We start from the raw sequence: 18,337 nt of genomic DNA, 5'->3' as shown, positions 1-18,337 counted from the left end.
GGAGCGGATAAGCCGCGCTTCCACCTTCACCATGAAAATCCCCGTCGCCGTCCGGATTCTCAGCACCCTCGCACTTTCATCCATCGCCATGCTCGTCAGCGCCTGCGGGCCGCTCGGCGGCGGTGGCGGGAATCACCGCGTGGTGGAAGCCCCGGGCCTGCGCGATCTCGGCTCGCAAGTCTATGCCGCCTCGAATGCCTATCGGAAACAGAATGGACTCGGCTCCTTGAAACGGGAGAAGGAACTCGATCGCCTCGCGCAGGAGCACTCCGAATCGATGGCTCGCCGCGGCAAGCTCGACCACTCCGGAGCCTCCGGTCGCACCGATCAAGTCACCGCCCGCTTCAGCGTGAGCGAGAAAGCGGAGAACGTCATGCGCACCCACGTGAAGATGGGCAGGGACCCGCAGTCGACTCTGAAGCTCTGGATCAATTCCCCCGGCCACCGGAAAAACTTGCTCGGCCCCTACGCCCTCAGCGGCCTCGGCATCGCCCAAGACGAAATGGGAAACATCTGGATCACCCAGATCTACGCCCCCGCCGCGGGCTCAGGAAGCAGAGGCCCGTCAGTGGGGAGGTATTGGTAATTGATCCAAGGCCCGGAGGCTTCACATCATCGAACCTTCGACCAAGCCCTCATCGATCACCGGGGGCGGTGCGAGGATACCGAGATCCACGAGGAAGCGATCCGCGGCGGCGACGCTCAGCTCGTAGTGGAGATCGGAGACGTTGAAGTTGAAGAAGGAATGCTCGGCGTTCTCGAAGTCGAGCAGCTCGATCTTGTTCCGGCGCCAGCGCATCGACTTGTAGAACTTCTCGACGTTCGCGTACGGCGTGACGCGGTCCTTCTTGCCGTGGAAGAAGATCATCGGCGTGGCCTTCCGCTTCACGTTCTTCATCGGGCTGAGGCGCTTGGCAGTGGCATTGTCCGGGAAACGCTGGTTTACCGGGCGCACGGTGGTATCCAGCAGCGCGCTGAAGAGCAGCAGCGCGGCGGGATTGTAGACCGGCGGGGCTTCACCCTTCTGAAGCTTCGGCAGGGTCAGCGCGAGCGCCAGGAAGGCACCGCCCGCGGCACCGGCCAGAACCACGCGCTCCGGATCGACGCCGAAGTGGTGCTCGTAGCCCTTCACCCAGAGCAGGAAGCTTTGCAGATCCTGCAGCGCTTCCATCGGTCCGGTGCGGTGGGTCGATGACACGCGGGTCTCCACGGTGACCGGCACCGCCCCGCGCTCCGCGAAATGGAGGCAGTGCGGCACGAACTGGGTCGCCATGGGCGTTTCCCAGAAGCCGCCGTGGAGGAAAATGATCAGCGGGCGCTTGTCCCCGGCCTCAAACCCGGGAGGCGTGAAGAAATGCGCCTGCAATGGCCCTTCGGGAGTCTCCGAATAGGTGAAGGTGGTGGCCGACTTCAGCATCTCCCGCTGCCGGGCTTGTCCGATCAGCGGGGTTCTTTGCAGCAGACTCATCGAGGGGGACGAAACGAAGGGAAGGGGGTGGAAGTCGGGATCGGGCTGGCGTGCGAAAAGAATTGTTATGTCCGGGGCGGGCTTGTCCAATCGATTCCACCGATGACGCGCATCTTCACTACCATCGTCCTCGCCGCCATGACCGCGACCAGCTTCGCCCAGGCCCCTGCGGCGGACACCGCCAAGGCGCTCGTAAGCAGCTACAACGCATGGCGAAACGCCGTGGTGAAGAGGGATGTGAATGCCTGGCAGCGCACCACCGCGCCGAGCCGGCAGGTGGAAATCCGGAACCGGCTGGTCTCGGAAAAACGGCCTTTCCCGGGCGGGGTTTTCGACCTCCCGGCCCCGCCGCCGTCCTTGGAAAATCTCAAAACCATCCACGTCTCCGAGCGCGGGGCGACTGCCAAGGCCGCTTTTTTTGGCCCGGTGAACTTCGGCGTGGAGGGAAAACCGACGGACAACATCTTGGTAATTTCCTTCGTGAACGCCGGGGGCTGGAAATACGACAAGGCTGATTTCGTGAACCTCGCAGGCCTGCCCGACGTGCGGAAGGAACTGGCGGAGAACAACCTGAAGTATGTCGAGGAGACTCCTGATTTCCAGGCTAGCGGCACAGTTCCCGCAACCCCTCCGGCCGTAGGCGGGGCGAAATACATCGCCAAGGTGTACGTCTTCTGCCCGGGCCGCGAGGTTCAGGTGCAGGTGAACCAAGTCAGCCGCCACCGTTTCGCGAACGCGAAGGAAGCCGAGGTGGTGATCGGCGGCGCACTGGATGGCGTGAACAATATCGCCTACAGCGTCAAAGGCTTGGAGGGAGGCACCGGCAAGGAAGCCTTCACCGTGCGGGTCTACCTGATGTCGGAAATCGAGGGCACCAAGCCGATCAAAGCCTATGAGTATCAGGTGAATGAGGGCGGGACAGTGCAGTCCTTCGGCAAGGGCACCTTCGACGTGGATGCGGCCACGGCTGCAAAATTGTTGCGTCCCCGGCGCTAAGCAGGACCCGCGCGACCGAAAAAAATTCGGGGTTTTGCGGACCCGGTTCGGAGAGTTTCGAAGGGTCTTGGCTGGAGCGAAGACACCTGAATATCAGTGGTGTTCAAAAACGCCTGCGGGATTTTCTTGTTAAGTTTCCCGGAATTTCTACTATGTATCTAACGTCAAGGCCTCTAACGGGGTTTGACCCGCCGGAGAAGTTCCCTGAGAAGCCCCGGCAGCATTTTGCACGGCCTTGATGGTGCCCCCGCCAGAAAGTCCGGCGATCCGCAGCTGAAAGGCATTTCGCGGTGCGCCGGGCAGACCTTCGGCAAGGTGTTTGCCCCCTAGGAATTCCTCCCCACAGCCACTCTCAGAGATCGCAACCGTTCTGCTCCGTTTCCCCCGGAGTGGCGGGTCCCGGTGCCCCACGCCGCCCTGCCGGAAGTTGCGTTTCGCCAGCCCCCCACGATCCCGTCGTGGAGCCGTCTTGTGAAACCGCACACCCAGTCGACAGCAGATGAATTCTTTGGTCGCCGCAAAGATACCAACCCCTAATCCCCCCTCTACCAGACACCCCCTCAGCACCATCGCTCTCGCCGCGGTCGCACTCATGTGCTCGACCTCCGGCACCCTCGCCGCCACGGCAGGAAGCGTCACGCTCGGTTGGCTCGCCAATCCGGAAGCGAATATCCAGCGCTACGAACTGCAATGGGGGACCGCCAGCGGCAGCCGCCCCAATACGGTCGATGCCGGCAAGAACCTGACGGCCTCAATCGGTGGCCTGAATCCCGGAACAACGTATTACTTCGCGGTCATCGCGCGGAATAGCTTTGGCCAGCCAAGCCAGCCGTCCTCGGAGGTCGCCTTTACGATGCCGGGTACCCCGAACACCGCGCCCGAGGCCCTTTCGACCGGCCTGACGCTCGAGGAAGAAGGCCAGCAGGACCTCACGCTTTCCGCGAGTGATGCGGAGAGCGACGCGCTGACCTACGCGATCGTCTCTTCACCCTCGAAAGGAACCCTGCTCGGCAGCCCGCCGAATCTTACTTACCGCGCCGGGCTGAACCAAAGCGGCAGTGATAGCTTCAGCTTCCGCGTGTCCGATGGCGTGCTGGAGTCGGCCGTCGCTACCGTCAGCGTGATTATCACGCCGGTGAATGATCCGCCGGTGGCCAGCGGGAAATCGGTGACGACGAATGAGGACAGCAGCGTGGTGATCGCACTGGGCGGGACCGATCCCGATGGAGACGCATTGACCTACACGATCCTGAGTCCGCCGGCCCTGGGCACCCTGAGCGGCAGCGGGGCGAACCGCACCTACCAGCCCGCGGCCAATGCCTCGGGCAACGACAGCTTCACCTACACGGTGAGCGACGGCTCCTTCGAGTCCGAGCCCGCGACGGTGATGATCACCGTCAATCCGGTGAACGATACGCCCGTGGCAAATGCCGGGACCGCGAGCACTGCGGAGGACACTCCGGTGGCGATCACCTTGGGCGGATCGGACGCGGAAGGCAGCACGCTTTCCTATCTCACCGCTGCCCCGGCGAATGGCATCATTTCCGGGACGCCGCCGAACCTCACCTACACGCCGAAGGCGAACCACAATGGCAGCGACACCTTCACCTTCCGGGTGAATGACGGGGCGCTGACTTCGACTCCCGCGACCGTGACGATCTCGATCAGTCCGGTAAACGACCAACCCGTGGCCCAGGCCAAGACGGTGAAGACGGTGAGGGACAATGCGGTGGCTGTCACGCTCGCGGGCAGCGATGTGGATGGAGATGCCCTGAGCTATCAGGTGGTCACCCAGCCCGCGAGCGGCACGCTTTCCGGCACGCCGCCCAATCTCAGCTATAAGGCCACCGCGGGCTTCACTGGTGCCGATCGCTTTACCTATCGCGTTCATGACGGGGTGCTCCCTTCCGCGGAGGCGGCGGTTTCGATCGAGGTGGCAAGCAACACGCCACCGGTGGCAAGCGCGCGAACCGTGACGACGAATGAAGACACCGAGGTGGCCGTGCTGCTTGCCGGGACGGATGGGGATGGGGATGTGCTGAGCTATTCCATCGTGAGCAGTCCCGGAAAAGGGGTGCTGACGGGAAGCGGTGCCAATCTGGTCTACAAGCCGAATGCCAACGTCAACGGCAGCGATAGCTTCACCTTCCGCGTGAATGATGGCCGGGAGTTTTCCGCGGCGGCCACGGTGGCGCTGTCGATCACGGCGGTGAACGATGCACCGCTGGCAAACGGACGCTCCGCCACGACGCTGGAAGACACGCCGGTGTCCATCGTCCTTTCCGGCAGCGACATCGAGTCTTCCAATCTCAGCTATGCGATCGTGACACAGCCGGCGAACGGCACCCTGGCTGGGAACGCTCCGAATCTCACCTACACGCCGAAGCTGAACTACAACGGCGGGGACAGTTTCACTTTCCGGGTGAACGATGGCTCGGCGAATTCCACGCCTGCGACGGTCAACATCACGGTCAATCCGGTGAACGACGCGCCGGCAGCCAACCCGAAATCCATCTCGACCCCGCGCAACACGGCGGTGGCGGTGGTGCTGACGGGCGGTGACGCCGAGGGAAGCCCGCTGACCTTCACGGTGATGAGTTCCCCCGTGAATGGCACGCTCAGCGGCACGCCACCGAATCTCACCTACACGCCGAAGAACGATTTTGCCGGCAGCGACAGCTTTACCTTCCGCGTGAATGACGGCTCGGCAAACTCGCCGAACGCAACCGTCTCGATCGGCGTGGCCAATACCAACCGGCCTCCGCAGGCGCATGGCAAGGCGGTGACCACGATGATGAGCAAGGCGGTGAGCGTGCAATTGGCGGGCACCGATGCCGATGCGAATCCGCTGAGCTACCGGATCGTGAATGCCCCGGCCAACGGGACACTCACCGGCACGCCTCCGAATGTCGTCTACAAGCCGAAGACCCGCTGGTCCGGCAATGACCAATTCACCTATGTGGTCAACGATGGCAGCTTGGATTCCGCCGCCGCGACGGTGAGCGTGAAGGTGAAGAAGAAGAACCTCAAGCCGGTGGGGCAGCCGCAGAGCATGGTGGTGAATCAGAACGGCTCCGGGAGCACGACGCTCGCGGGCAGCGATGCGGATGGGGATGCGCTGAGCTTCTCCATCGTCACCAAGCCGGTCCATGGCACGCTCACGCTTGCCTTGCCAGGGGTGACCTACACGCCCGAGCCGGGATACAAGGGGAAGGACCGCTTCACCTTCGTCGTGAATGACGGCACCGCGAAGTCGCTGCCGACAGCGATCGAGATCAACGTGGTCAATCCGAACAACCAGGTGCCGATTCCAGCGGATCGCGAATACACGACCAGCTGGAAAACGGCGGTGCCGGTGCCGATCTCTGCGACGGATCCCGATGGGGACAAGCTGACCTATGTGGTCGTGGACAAGCCATCGGCGGGCAAGCTGACCGGCAAGGTTCCGAACCTCGTTTACAAGGCTCCGAAGAACTTCACGGGCACGGTGCGTTTCAGCTTCAAGTCCAGCGACGGCACCGCGCTGTCTGGATTGGGATGGATCACGATCACGGTTACGAATCCTCCGGCTGCAAATGCGCGCAGCCTCGCGGACGGAAAGGATGGAAAGGCGGTGAGCGGGGCACAGGCATTAGAGCCGGACCTCTTGCCCGTGCTTTCGGTCCACGCGGATCCGGCGAGGAAGGGCGGCTTGCTGTTGCAAGCAAGCGGAACCCCTGGAAGGAGCTATATGCTGGAATCGTCGTCGAGGAACGTCGTGGCTTGGCAGCCGGTCCAGGCGGTGACGCTCGGGGAGGACGGAACGGCGAAGGTAGCGCTCATGGCTCCGGAAGAGAGCGGATATTATCGGCTGAGTGATCCGTGAGAGTGCTTCATCGTTTCCAGCATCCGGATCATTAGGATTGGTTTCAAGTGTATGGAATCAGATAACATGCATAGAACTAAGAATGTAAAAACATGTTGTCATCCCATTGGAGTTGTGATGCTGTTCGATTACATCCCTCCCATCCCATGGACATATCCACTCTTGCTAATAACGCTCCAGCGACGGCTTGCCGTCTTCTTGATTATAAGGTCGCCGGAGTAGTTCCGGGTATCGTTAACGATACCTGGTTCCTGGTGGTTTCCGGACAGGCTCCCTGCATGAATCTCGAGGTCAGATTGATGCCTCTCATTTATGTCAGCTGCCCGGATTACTGGAGAATCGAGCTAACCGGATGCTTGCCAGGCGCCATCTGCCTGAAGGGGATCAAGGATTTCACCGAGGTCATCCCTTTGAAGGGTATTACCGGCTTCAAAGGAATCGAACTGGTGGGTGCGAGCAAGAGCGAGAAGATCGATGTCTCCGGCGGCTGTAGTCCCGGTGGGCCGGTTTGAGGTATCTCACCTCACGAAGTCATCCTGCGTGTAGAGCTGCTTGTCCGGTCCTGCCGAACGCAGCTCGGTTTTCTTCGCGCTGAGCTGGTGGAAGAACCATGGCGTGCCCCAAGGATCGCATAACTCGCCACTGGCATTCAGCGAGGATCCCGCGGGCAGCTCCAGCTTCATCTGCCTCGCATTGTCGCCGAGCAAGGCGGCGGTGATCTCGGCATTGGTTCCCACCGGATTCCCGCCCAGCGCGGCGCCGAAGTCACGCAGCGTGAGCTCGAGGTTCTCGGTCGCGTAGCTGACTTTCTCGATGTCCTCGGCCGAGAGTTCCGGGGTCACCGGTTCCGGCGTCGCCACGGCAGGAGCAGGCTCCGGCTGTGGCGGCCCGGTGACCGGCGGATCGCCAGCGGGAGGGAACTGACGATCCACCGGGCCGGGAGGAGGAAGCGAATGCGATGCCTCGCGTTTTTCCCAAGGCCGCCAAAGGGCGAGACCGAGGAGCAAGATGGCGAGGATGGTGGCGGCGATGACCTTCAAGCGGGGCGAGGGAATCAGGTATTGAGGAAGCCGAGGTCCGGATTGGAGAAGCGGCCGATATTCGGGAACACGACCGGGAGGTGGTTCGAGTCCACGCCGAACCACTTTGCCAGCGTGGCGCTGTACTCATCCACGCTGGTGGTCGGGATCCAGCGGCCGGTACTGGTGTCGTCGGGCCCGTTGATCTGATGCACGGGGAAGGTGCCGTAGGTGCGCTTGCCGCGGACCGCGCCGGTGGTCGGATTTCCATTCCCCCCGAAGATGATGTGGTGGCTACCCCAGCCGTGGTCGCTGCCCTGGCCATTGGTTGGGAAAGTGCGCCCGAAGTCGGAGCCCGTGAAGCCCACCACGCTGTTCGCGAGGGTGGCGTCGCCATAGGTCGCATGCCGGCTGATTTGCTCGACCGCACCTTGGAAGGCGGCGATGGCCTCGCTGAGTTCGCCGAGAAGGTTGGCATGGCTGCCGGTCAGCGCGTCGCCTCCGGCACCCATCTGCGCGGTGTGGGTATCGTAGCCCCCGACGGACACGAAGAAGATCTGGCGCTTGATCTTGAGCGCGCCGCGGGCGGCGATGATGCGCGCGATCATCTTTAGCTGGTTGCCGACCGAAGTCGTCGGGAAGGGCGTGTCCCAAGTCCAGGAAGCGGTGGGCGCGATGGCGGAGTTGAGCAAGGCACCGGTCGCGATCGCATCGTCGATGATATCGCCGAGCACGCCGGTCTGGAGATTGTGCTGTGGCAGCGTGGCGATGTTCCTGACCACGCCCTCGCGGGTTGATCCCGGTGCCGCGCCGGAAAGCGTCACGGCACCGCTGGTGGAGACATGATACTGTTGGACGGAGTTGCCGACCTCGAAGGTGTTTGAACCCGCGATGCTGGTGCAGAGCGAGATCTTCGCCCTGCTTGCCGGATCGTTCAGCAACTCGTTCTGATAAGGGTGCAGGAGGTCCGCAATGCGGCCGCCCCAGCCGGAGCGCGGCGGAAGATCGGGGAGCGAGGTCTGCCAGTGGGTGACCTGGTCGGAGTGCGAGAAGAGCTGCGGCGGCAGGGCCACGGTCTTCTTCTGATACTGGATCCTCGTGGTCGGGAAGAGCAGGGGACCCACGTTGAAAAGGAAGGCCGCCTTGCCCGTGTTGTAGAGGTTCTGCAGCTCCGGGCAGGCCGGGTGCAGGCCGTATTCGTTGCCGTCGTTGTTCAGCGAATTGAGCGGCAGCAGCTGGCTCTCCGGGATCGTCAGGTTCCCGCGGATCGAGGCATACTGGGCGTGCGCCGTACCGCGCGGGATCACCAGGTTGTTGCTGTCATTTCCCCCGGAGAGGAAGATGCAGACCATCGCCTTGTAGTCCGGGAAGGTGAAGGGGCCGGCTCCTTGGGCGAGGGCCGAGTTCACCAGGCGGAAATCCCGGATCGTGCTGGCGACGCCGATGGAGCTCAGCGCGGCACAGCCCGCGGTGCGGAAGAAATCGCGGCGCGTGCGGAGCACCGTGGCGCGGTCCTGATCGATGGTGGACATAACGTGCGGGTGTTTGGGGATGAGTCAGCGTTGGATCGCGAGCTCGGGGGATACGGCGATGAAATAGATGATGGCGCGGATGCGGTTCCGGCGCTCGGCCTCGGAGGGCGTGGTGGCGTTGTAGGTGATGTTCGCGTTCAGGGAGACAAAGTTGTAGATCTGGTCTTCCATCGCCTGGCTCATCTGTCCCGCCATCAGGATCTTCGAGAGCTCCTTGATCAGATCGCGGAGGTTCGTGGTATTCGTCCAGTAGTCGGTCCCGGTGGTGCGGGTCCTCATCCAGGGTGAGAAATCCATCATGATGTCATGGGAGCCCGTGCGGAAGCTGCTGAAGCCGTTCGTGTAGCCGGAGGTCAGGTTGGAAGTACTACTGGTATGGTAGATACCTCCGAAGATGAAGTTCGCCTGCCGGATCACGTTCGTATCCGAGCTGAGCTGGAACTCCGGCGTCTCCAGGCCCTGCGTGGCGAGCTCGCCCGGATGGCGGTAGCCCGGCTCGAAGAAATTGAAGACCGTCGGCGAATTCAAGGGCGTCTGCCCCAGGTCCGTGTCCGTGCTGCCGACATTCCAATCCGAGTAACCGGAAACCGCGGTGCCGCTGCGGTCCAGCACCGGAGCAAAGGCCGCGGCATGGAAGGTGCCGGAAAGGTTGTTCGCCACCGAGGGCGTGCCGGTTTCCAGCGTCAGCGTGAAGCGGCGCGGCTCCGTGCCCGGCGCCTTCTTCACCAGGTAGATGCCATTGGGCGGTGGCGTCTGACCGGTGCCGGGGGTGAAGTTCACCATCACCCGGGCATTGTCCTCGAGTCCCGTGAGGGTCCCCGAAGTGATCGTCAAGGTGGCGACGCCACCGGTGACGGTCTGCGTGTATCCACCGCGGAACCACGCGGCATCGCACTCCCCGGTGCGCGGGACAGCGTCCGGCGCGGCCACTTCGAAGCGTGTGTTCGAGGGCTTGGCCGTGACCGCGAAGACCCCGCTCTGAAGCGCGCCGGCGTGGCCGTTCCGGAAACGGAGGTAGACCGATTGGCCGACCGAGAAGCCGTGATCGACCGGCGTGGTGACCGTGATCACATTGGCCACCTGAGCCCAGGTGCCGCGATGGACATCACGGGTTCGGACGGTGAACTCGGATGGGGTGACCGGCGTGATCAACGTGTAGTCGCCATCCTGGCTGGCCACACCGCCGCCGCCATCGAAGCCGAGCAGCACTTTCTGGCTGTTCGCCATGCGATGCTCGGCCGGATTGGTATTCACCGAAATCAGGCCGCCATCCTGTATGTAGGTTCCGCCGAAATTGTTCGCCGGGCGAAACGCGCGGGCGAGCTGGGTAATGCGGACGATCGGCTCGCGCTGCTTGCCGAATCCCGGGGCATTCCCCGCGACCAGCGAGCGCGCCTCGTAATCGAGCAGGATCGCCTTGATCACGGCCTTCATGTCGCCGCGGACGCCCGCGCCGTTGTTGTTGAATTTGCTCACCACGCGGTAAACGTAGCCGCGGCTCGGGGTGGAAGTGACCAGGCGCTGGATCAGCTGGCGGCAGAGGAATGGCCCGATGTTCGGGTGGTTGAAGAGCTGGTCGTGGACGTAGTCGAGTTCCTGCGAGGCCAGCGCCTGGAAGACCGGATCCCCGGAGATTGCCGCCCCGCTATGGCTCGCGTAAGGATCGAGCGGCAGGCCATTGAGCACCGGCAGGCCGGGCAGCACGACATTGTTCAGCAGCCGCTTCTTGCCGGTGAAATGGCGGGCAGGCACCTCGCGCATCGGCAGCGTCCAATTCGATGATGCCGCGAAGGAGGAGGCATAGCTGCCGGTGTAGTTGTAGTCCCAGCCGGTGAAGACGTGGGCGTAGCCGATGATCGAGTCCTGATCGTAGACCGGGATCGGCAGGCCCTTCGAATTCAGCATCACCGAGCCGTCCGGATGGTAGCGGTAGAGACCCAGCGAGAAAAGCTGCAGGATCTCGCGGGCGTAGTTCTCATTCGGGATGCGGCCTGCAGTGATGCTCGGTTTGTCATTCCGCAGCATGTCCAGATAACGGCCCATCGCGGGATGAAGCGTGACAGCTTCCAACAGATCGCGGGCATTGCCAAAGGAGTTCTCCAGCAAGGTATCGTAATAGCTGGAAAGCGCATTCCCCCGGTCCGACAGCGGCCCGTTCTCGGAAACCACCATGATCTCGCTCAGGGCGAAGGCCACGCGCTGGCGGAGCTGGTCATCGGACTCGATCGAGTTCTTCCACCACGAATTGAAGGTGAGATTGCCCGAGTAGGTCGGATTGTTCGGAATGGTGACGTTCCGGTATTTCTCAACGTAAGGCAGGTGCCTGCCCACCGGCTTGGCGAACTGCTCGTCGATCCATGCATCATAGGATGGCTTCGATTGCAGTGCGGCGATCTCCGCGCCATTCGCGCCGAAGGTAGCCTGCTGGAGGAATCGCGAGGCAGCTGCCGCATTGCTATTCGCCGCGGCAGCTTCAGCCGTCCAACTCGGCGGGGCCGGTGGCGGAGTGAAAGAGGCGGAGCCATCGAGCGAGCGGAAGTAGCCTTTGATTTCGCCGTTCGGATAATCGACGCTGTGAACATTCAGATACGCGTGCTGTGCCAGGCCATCCGCGATCTGCTCCGCGGTGAGCGAGCCCACACCGGTGATCTGCCAGACATGGGAACCGTCCGCCAGGATCTCCACGCCTGGCTCATCCAGGTCGAAGACGATGTTCGAAGTCGGCGGCAGGCGGTCGTCATGCACGTGCATGGCGAAGAAGGCGGAGCCCAGATTGCCGAAGCTCGGCGTCACCCATGCCGTCTTCTTGTCCGTGGAGAGGCGCAGGGTGGCGGAGCCATAGGCATTTGTCACGGCACCGGCCTGCGGCGTCAGCGCGGTGAAATAGAGCGAGCCTTCCGGAGAGGAACCGAGCGCGACCGCATCGAAGCGGGTAAGCACGTGGCCCGGCACGATTTCCGATGGCACATTGTCCGGCTGCCCCGGCTTCGCCCAGCCGAGGGCCAGGTGATCTCCGCCGCTGTTTTCCTTGTGCAGGATCTCCAGGAAGTAGCGGCGTCCAGCTTCGAGGTGCAGCAGCGGGGATTGAGCCGCACCCGCCCAATCGGCCGCGGAGGATGGCGCGGTCAGCTCGGCGCGCTTCCACGCGTTCACCGGCTCTTCATCATCGGAAAGATAGAACACCGCCGCTTCATCAGCGCGGAGGAAGAAGCGATACTCGCCGGTAGCCGGAGCCGTGATGAAGCCGCGGATGCGGGCACCATAGCTATCGGCGGCATCCACCGGCGCTTGCAGCGAGGGGAGCACGGAAGTGGAGGTCGGCGCTTGCGTCACCGGGATCTGCGCGATGGTAGAACCCGCCGCGCCCGCCCATAGCTCGCGGACGATGCCACCGCTGGTCTCGATCACCGTGACCTGGAGATAGGCGGAGCCGGAGCCATTCGCATTCGTGGCGGTGAGCGTGACCTTCCAATCGCCAGCCTGCGTCGGAGATCCCGAGATGAGTCCGGTGACGGGATTCAGCGCCAGGCCCGGCGGCAAGTTCGTGGCGGTGTAGGAGAGCGGCTTGCCGCTGGCGGTGATCTGGTAGTTCACCGAGGGTCCATTGACGAAGGTCATCAGCTCGAGGGGCCCGAGGATCCGCGGCGCGGTATCGGCGAAGAGGCGGGCCTGCGGGATGACCTGCTCCGTTTGGCTCTGGGATGCCCAGCCGAGCACGGAGATGTGGCCGCCGGTATTGTTGTAGTGCTCGAAGACGATCGGATATCGCTTGCCTGCTTCCAGGGAGATGATCGCCGATTGCTTGTTGGTGGTCACCGTCGCGGGCGGCCAGTTGTTGATGAGCAATTGCCCGTTCACCCACAGCCGGCCCGCCTCGTTGTTCGTGGTGTAGAAGGTGTAAGCTTGGGAGAATTCCGGCATGACCTCGCCGGTCCAGCGGCTGGAGAAATAGTTCGAGGCAGCGACGACCGTGATCGGCGGGCCCGGCCACGGCGCGGTGTTGTTGTTGAAATTCACCGTCGCATCGATGCGTGTGAGCACCGGAGCCCCTTCGAAGTAAGGGCTGTTGGCCGTGGTGCCGGGGTGCTTCCAGAACTCCGCGCGCAGGCCATTGCCATTGGCCGCGCTCTTGTCATGGATCAGCACGTCCGCCGATGTCGTGGCGCCGAGCGAATAGCCGCTGCCCGGAGCAAGCGTGAGCGTCAGGACTTCCGGCGACTCCGCGAGAGAGTCCGGCTTCGGGACGATCGTGACAAAGGCTTCCCGCGCGCCCATGGGAATGGTGACCGTGGGCGGCAGTGCTTCATGGTCGGAAGCGGATGCCGTGCCGCTGGTGGTGATTCCCACCGTGAGCCGGCCCATGCCGCCGCGGCGCTTGATGCGGAAGGTGGCCGTATCGGTCGCGGGAGACACCAGCGGCTCGGTGCCGTCGGCATCGGTGGCGGAGATCGAAACGGTGGGCGTCCCCTGAAGCATGCTCGTCATGCGCTCCAGATCGGTGCCGCCGCAGGCGCAGTCATCGCCACATCCGCAGGCTTCGCCGCAGCCGCAGGAAGCCTGGTTGTCGGCATTCGGGTCGAAGCCCACCTGCAATTCCTCCCAGTCGGTCAGGCCGTCATTGTCGGTATCCACATCTCCCGCGATCACGCGGAAGAAGGCCGTCGGCGTGAGCGGACGGGGCGTGGTGATCGCCAGCTCCCCATCGATCCCGGTGAGCTGCCCGGGAATCGTGTTCCAGGACCCGTCGACCTTCGGCGTGGGCGTCCACTGGATCTGATAGCGCTTCCCGGGCTGTGTCTTCCACGTCAGGCGGAGGTCATTGTCTTGGGGAATGATATCTCCGATCAAAAAGATATCGTCAGCCGAAAGCGGATCCGTGCCCGCCTCGCATTCCTGTAGATTGGTACGTCCATCACCGTCGTTATCCCCGCCGGGCAGCAGGATCACGGGACGATACTTCGCCTCCCAAACATCACCCAGACCGTTGCTATCAAGGTCGAGATCTGCTTTGGCGGTGGCAAACAACGAGAGAACGAACGCGGCGACGCGTAACGTGCGTTTCATGGCGGCTGGTTGTAGGGAAACCGGTCCGCGGGGGGACGCCTTTCCAGGGACGAAAGGCGTCGGAACAGGGTGAGACGCTGCGGCTATTGCCAGAAAGCACCGCGGGGAACCAGCCCAAAGTTGCGGTTTTCTGATTTCAAGGATTCCGCGGTTTTCAAGGTTTGCCGAGGAATTGCAATCTCGCGAGCACCGGATGATGGTCGGATCCCATGCTATCGGGATGCACTTTCCGCTCCATCACCTGCCAGCCCGGGCCTGCCAGCACATGATCGATGGGCAGGCCGATCCCTTGGCCGGACCATGTGGAAGTGAAGCCGTGGCCGACCGCGCTATCGTGGAGATTCCCTTCCTTCAGCAGCCAGCGGAACCACGGGGAGAAAGGGGTGCAATTCAGGTCTCCCATCAGGATCACCGGCAGCGGGGAATCGCGGGTGATCCGCGCTGCCTGCTGGTACTGGAGATTGCGCTCATCGAAGCGGGGGCCGGAGCGAGGGGTCCGCGGGTGCATGCCTAGCACCCTGATCCTACCGGAGGGCAGCTGAGCCACGGTGGAGATCCACGGCTTGCTCTGGCGCAGCCCCTCGGGATCGGCAGGCTCGAGCGGGTGCTTGCTGAGAAGCAGCATCCCTTCCGAGCCATCACGCTGGCTGGAGAGCTGGTGCGGGTAGATCGACGCGAGCCCCGCGAGGTCCTTCTGCCACGTCAAGGTGCACTCGGTGAGCAGGATGAGATCGGCATCTTGGGCGGCCAGCCACTTCGCTGCCGCCTGACGGTCGCCCGGGTTATCGTGCAATACATTCCAAGCGATCACCCGGCACTCCGCCGCTCTGGAGGAGGATGCTGGTGCCGATGGCAAAGGCTTCCAGTAGGGAGCGATGGGGAGGACCGCGCCGATCCCGATTGCCACCGAGGCCACGGCCCCACACCAGCGGCGTCTCCAGATAAAGAAGGCGAGCAGGACCACAAGCAGACCCAGCCACCAGAGCCGGAAGTGACTCATGCGCTCGATGTGGCTCGACTCCATGCCGAGCCCTGAACCGACCGTGCCGAGAGCCGCCGCAGCCAACAACAGCCTAGGCAAGAGGCGGAGCAAGCGCTTCCTCGGGGCTGCTTCAGACGGGCGCACGACAGGAGCCTGCGGCGGAACGCGATCCCCGGTCAAGGAAGCGCCCCTCCGGTCGTCCAAACCGGAGGGGCGAAACACCTAATTTCAACGTTGAAGCCAGAATCAAAGTTGAGAGTAACCGAACAGGGATAAGATCGCATGGATCCCTGCGGCCCGCGATTCCGTGATCACGTAGCGGATGGCGGGAGCATGAACCAAGGTGCTACGGATTTCGCCTTGTTGAGCGGGGAGATGGGCATCATGGAATAGCGAGATTCTCACTCCGATGAAGACGATCCGACCTTCCTTGAAGCTGCTTTTGCTCGTGCCGGTGATTCTCCCGCTTTCGTCCTGCGTCACGGAGCGCACGGTGACCCGCGGCGGTCAGACCGTGGAGCAGGGCCTGGTGGTGAAGCGCCCGCTGAAAGAGGCCGTGGAGAATTCGCGCTGAGGCGGGGCGGTTGCGGGTGGCATGACAAAGGAAAACGCCAGGATCTTGAGCGTGGTGGGGGTGATCTGCGCCCACTTCACGATCTTCTTTTTCTGGGAGCTGATGCTCGACCGATACATCGACATCTGGTTCATCGTGTTGATGTGGCTCATTCCGGTCACTAGCTTCGGGTGGTGGCGTGCAAGTCGCCGGAACTACCTGCTCTGCATCGTCCTCGCCTTGCTGCTGACGCTCTTCCACTTCGCCCGCTGGAGCCCGAGAAAGGCTTTCTTGCTCACGTTCTATTCGGTGAAGAAGGGCGACACCAAGGAAGAGGTGCTGGCCAAGATGAGCACGTTTCACCACGGCGATCCCATCCCTCCGTCACCGCCGGGCTATGGTCCGAGCGATGGCAAATCCAGATATGGCGGTCAGGATGTGGAGATGTTTTGGCACAGCTCCACCGGAGAGTACAACGCCGATATCGGCGTGGTTTTCTTCCAGGAGGGACAAGTGGCCGCGCGGATCTTTTATCCGGATTAAGAGCGGCTCCTGATGACGCCGCGGGCTACCCGAAACCCTTGGGATCGAGATCCGGGGCAAAGGCTTCTTGCCATTCGAGGCCTGAACTGGACCTCATACCCGCATGACCCCATTCCTCAAACCGGTTTCATCTGGGAAATTCCGTTCCACGCCGCTCTTCGGCGCAGGCTTGGCCTCCATGCTTCTGCTTGCGGGCGGGATGTCTGCCCCGGCGCAGGAAGCCGCTGCCGCGGTCACCTATCAGAATCCGGTGATCGCAGGAGATTTCGCGGATCCCAGCATCATCCGCGTGGGCGATACGTTTTATGCGACCGGCACGTCCTCGGAGTGGGCACCGCATTACCCGATCTACACTTCGAAGGATCTGGTGAACTGGGAGCAGATCGGCCACGTCTTCGACAAGATGCCGGAGTGGACCTCGGGCAGCTTCTGGGCACCAGAGCTCTATCATCACAATGGCACCTTTTATGTCTACTACACCGCGCGGAAGAAAGCGGATGGCATCTCGGTGATCGGGGTCGCCACCACGAATGATCTGAAAAAGGGTTTCACCGATCGCGGCATCATCTGCGAGTGGGGCTCGGAAGCGATCGATGGCTTCGTGTTCCAGGATAGCGATGGGAAGTTCTACTTCTCCTGGAAGGCTTACGGCTTGGAGAAAAATCGCCCGATTTCCCTCATCGCGAGCGAACTCACCGATGATCTCCTCAAGCTGAAGGGCGAGCCCTTCGATCTCCTTCAGGCGGACGGCAAGCCGATCTCCGCCGAGGGCCAGGTGATGACGAAGCACGGCGATTGGTATTACCTCTTCTATTCCTCGAAAGGCTGCTGCGGCCGCGGTTGCGACTATCAGGTGGAAGTGGCCCGCGCGAAGAGCGTGAAGGGCCCGTGGGAAGCTTCGCCCTTGAATCCCATCCTCGCGGGTGGGGATGGCTGGAAGTGCCCGGGTCACGGCACCTTGGTCACTCTGGAGGACAAGCGGACCTTCTTCCTCTATCATGCGTATGGCGAGAAGGAGAACGTCTTCACCGGTCGTCAAGGGCTCCTCGATGAGGTGGCTTGGAACGAAGAAGGCTGGCCCTTCTTTGCCGGTGGCCGCACACCGGCGCTGTCCGGCCCGTCGCCCCTCGGGAAAGCTCAGAATCCGGGACCGGCCGATTTCACGGAAAACTTCAAGGGTAGCAAGCAATCGCCTGCGTGGCAGTGGGATCTTCATCATCCGCCGGTGGTGAAGGTGGCTGATGGCGTGCTGGATCTGGGCGTTTCCTCCGCTCCGGAGCCGAGCCCTGCCGGAACCATTTACGGAGTGCGTGTGGCGAAGGGAGCCTACGTGCTCGATGCCGCAATCGATCCGAGCGGACCGGCCCAAGAGGGCATCGGCATCTATGGCGAGCCGAAGAACGCGCTCGCCCTGAGGATCGAGGACTCCGGCGTGGTGCTTTGGAAGGTGGAGAAGGGAGAGGCCAAGCAACTGGCCACCGCACCGCGCCCTGAGGGCAAGGAGGTGCTGCTCCGCATGACCGTGAGTGACGATGGCCAGAAGTATCGCTTCGCCTGCGCCGCTGCCGATGGAGCGGAATGGAAGGTGGTTGGCGAGGAAGTCGATGGCGGCTTCATGCCACCATGGGACCGCGCACCGCGTGCCGGCCTGATCGTGGCGGGCAAGCCTGGCGATACCGGCAAGTTCCACCGCGTGGAGCTGCGCTACGGCAAGCCTTGAGCAATGATTCCGGAAGGGGCGCATCTCGCGCCCCTTCTGCTTCGCTCTGTGGAAAGCAGCCCATCCATTGGAGTCGCCGCAGTCCGCGGGTTCCGTTACCGTGCCTCCGAATCCGATGATCCGTTGTAGCCCGCGCGGTATTTGCTCCTGGGTTTTCCTGCTCGATGGCGATGGCCATCACGCGGAGACCCGCTTCAGTTGGATCGGCGAACAGGGCTGCATCGTCATCGATGGGGAGCCCTTCGAGGTGCGGAAGGTCGGATTCTTTAGGGGCCAATGGGAGATGGTCGGGGCTTCCGGCCTGATCGTCCGGGCGAAGAAAACAAGCGCCTTCCGGAGGAGTTTCGAGCTAAGCACGCCGCATGGCGGACTCGGTCTCTTGAAGTCAGTATCCCTTTTCGGAAGATCGATGGACCTGAGCGGCACTGCCGCCGATTGCGTGATCGCGCCGGTTCATGCGTTCACCCGTCGCGCGACCATTGAGGGCGAGATCCGGGATCTCCGCATCGTCGTCTTTGCCTTTTGGCTCACCGCCCTTATTTGGAGACGGGGATCGGCAGCCAACACCAACGGCAACGCTGTCGTTCTCCGTTAG

13 protein-coding genes are annotated in these 18,337 nt (G+C 62.6%); 8 read left to right on the top strand and 5 right to left on the bottom strand.

Translation table 11 applies throughout. The features are described from left to right. The first annotated feature begins 31 nt into the window (after window positions 1-31). The gene (locus HHL09_RS25460; RefSeq protein ID WP_169457470.1) at window positions 32-586 is read left to right on the top strand and encodes a CAP domain-containing protein; all 555 of its coding nucleotides are present in this window, start codon (window positions 32-34) and stop codon (window positions 584-586) included. A gap of 21 nt (window positions 587-607) precedes the next feature. On the opposite strand, the gene HHL09_RS25455 is transcribed toward HHL09_RS25460, so the two are convergent. After that, the gene (locus HHL09_RS25455; protein WP_169457469.1) at window positions 608-1,468 is read right to left on the bottom strand and encodes an alpha/beta hydrolase family protein; all 861 of its coding nucleotides are present in this window, start codon (window positions 1,466-1,468) and stop codon (window positions 608-610) included. 102 nt (window positions 1,469-1,570) lie between these two features. Between HHL09_RS25455 and HHL09_RS25450 the strand changes: the two genes are divergently transcribed. The 3 genes from HHL09_RS25450 to HHL09_RS25440 all read left to right on the top strand — a co-directional run bounded on the left by HHL09_RS25450 (window position 1,571) and on the right by HHL09_RS25440 (window position 6,841). Beyond that, the gene (locus HHL09_RS25450; protein WP_169457468.1) at window positions 1,571-2,464 is read left to right on the top strand and encodes a hypothetical protein; all 894 of its coding nucleotides are present in this window, start codon (window positions 1,571-1,573) and stop codon (window positions 2,462-2,464) included. 592 nt (window positions 2,465-3,056) lie between these two features. Beyond that, window positions 3,057-6,329, top strand: coding sequence for an Ig-like domain-containing protein (locus HHL09_RS25445; RefSeq protein ID WP_169457467.1), 3,273 nt, complete (start codon window positions 3,057-3,059; stop codon window positions 6,327-6,329). Window positions 6,330-6,475: 146 nt separating this feature from the next. Beyond that, entirely contained in the window at window positions 6,476-6,841 is a 366-nt protein-coding gene (locus HHL09_RS25440) for a hypothetical protein (protein WP_169457466.1), read from the top strand. 6 nt (window positions 6,842-6,847) lie between these two features. On the opposite strand, the gene HHL09_RS25435 is transcribed toward HHL09_RS25440, so the two are convergent. From HHL09_RS25435 to HHL09_RS25420, 4 genes are all read right to left on the bottom strand, one after another. Further along, entirely contained in the window at window positions 6,848-7,369 is a 522-nt protein-coding gene (locus HHL09_RS25435; RefSeq protein WP_169457465.1) for a hypothetical protein, read from the bottom strand. 14 nt (window positions 7,370-7,383) lie between these two features. Beyond that, window positions 7,384-8,880, bottom strand: a complete 1,497-nt coding sequence (locus tag HHL09_RS25430) for a DUF1501 domain-containing protein (protein WP_169457464.1) — start codon at window positions 8,878-8,880, stop codon at window positions 7,384-7,386. A 24-nt stretch (window positions 8,881-8,904) separates the two neighbouring features. After that, window positions 8,905-13,944, bottom strand: coding sequence for a DUF1800 family protein (locus HHL09_RS25425; protein WP_169457463.1), 5,040 nt, complete (start codon window positions 13,942-13,944; stop codon window positions 8,905-8,907). Between the two features lie 154 nt (window positions 13,945-14,098). Beyond that, window positions 14,099-15,070 carry an endonuclease/exonuclease/phosphatase family protein gene (locus tag HHL09_RS25420; protein WP_169457462.1) on the bottom strand — a complete coding sequence of 324 codons (972 nt, stop codon included), beginning with the start codon at window positions 15,068-15,070 and terminating at the stop codon, window positions 14,099-14,101. Between the two features lie 265 nt (window positions 15,071-15,335). Between HHL09_RS25420 and HHL09_RS25415 the strand changes: the two genes are divergently transcribed. The 4 genes from HHL09_RS25415 (at window position 15,336) to HHL09_RS25400 (ending at window position 18,337) form a co-directional block, all read left to right on the top strand. Continuing rightward, on the top strand, window positions 15,336-15,500 hold the full coding sequence (locus HHL09_RS25415) for a hypothetical protein (RefSeq protein ID WP_169457461.1): 165 nt from the start codon (window positions 15,336-15,338) through the stop codon (window positions 15,498-15,500). Window positions 15,501-15,521: 21 nt separating this feature from the next. After that, the gene (locus tag HHL09_RS25410; protein WP_169457460.1) at window positions 15,522-16,022 is read left to right on the top strand and encodes a hypothetical protein; all 501 of its coding nucleotides are present in this window, start codon (window positions 15,522-15,524) and stop codon (window positions 16,020-16,022) included. Window positions 16,023-16,125: 103 nt separating this feature from the next. Beyond that, window positions 16,126-17,742: a family 43 glycosylhydrolase gene (locus HHL09_RS25405; protein ID WP_169457459.1), complete on the top strand. Its 1,617-nt coding sequence runs from the start codon at window positions 16,126-16,128 to the stop codon at window positions 17,740-17,742. Between the two features lie 115 nt (window positions 17,743-17,857). Then, on the top strand, window positions 17,858-18,337 hold the full coding sequence (locus HHL09_RS25400; RefSeq protein WP_169457458.1) for a hypothetical protein: 480 nt from the start codon (window positions 17,858-17,860) through the stop codon (window positions 18,335-18,337).

The sequence above is a fragment of the Luteolibacter luteus genome, assembly GCF_012913485.1.
Taxonomy (GTDB): domain Bacteria; phylum Verrucomicrobiota; class Verrucomicrobiia; order Verrucomicrobiales; family Akkermansiaceae; genus Haloferula; species Haloferula lutea.
The sequence above is the reverse complement of the archived record's forward strand: the minus strand, read 5'-3'. Positions and strand labels throughout refer to the sequence as shown.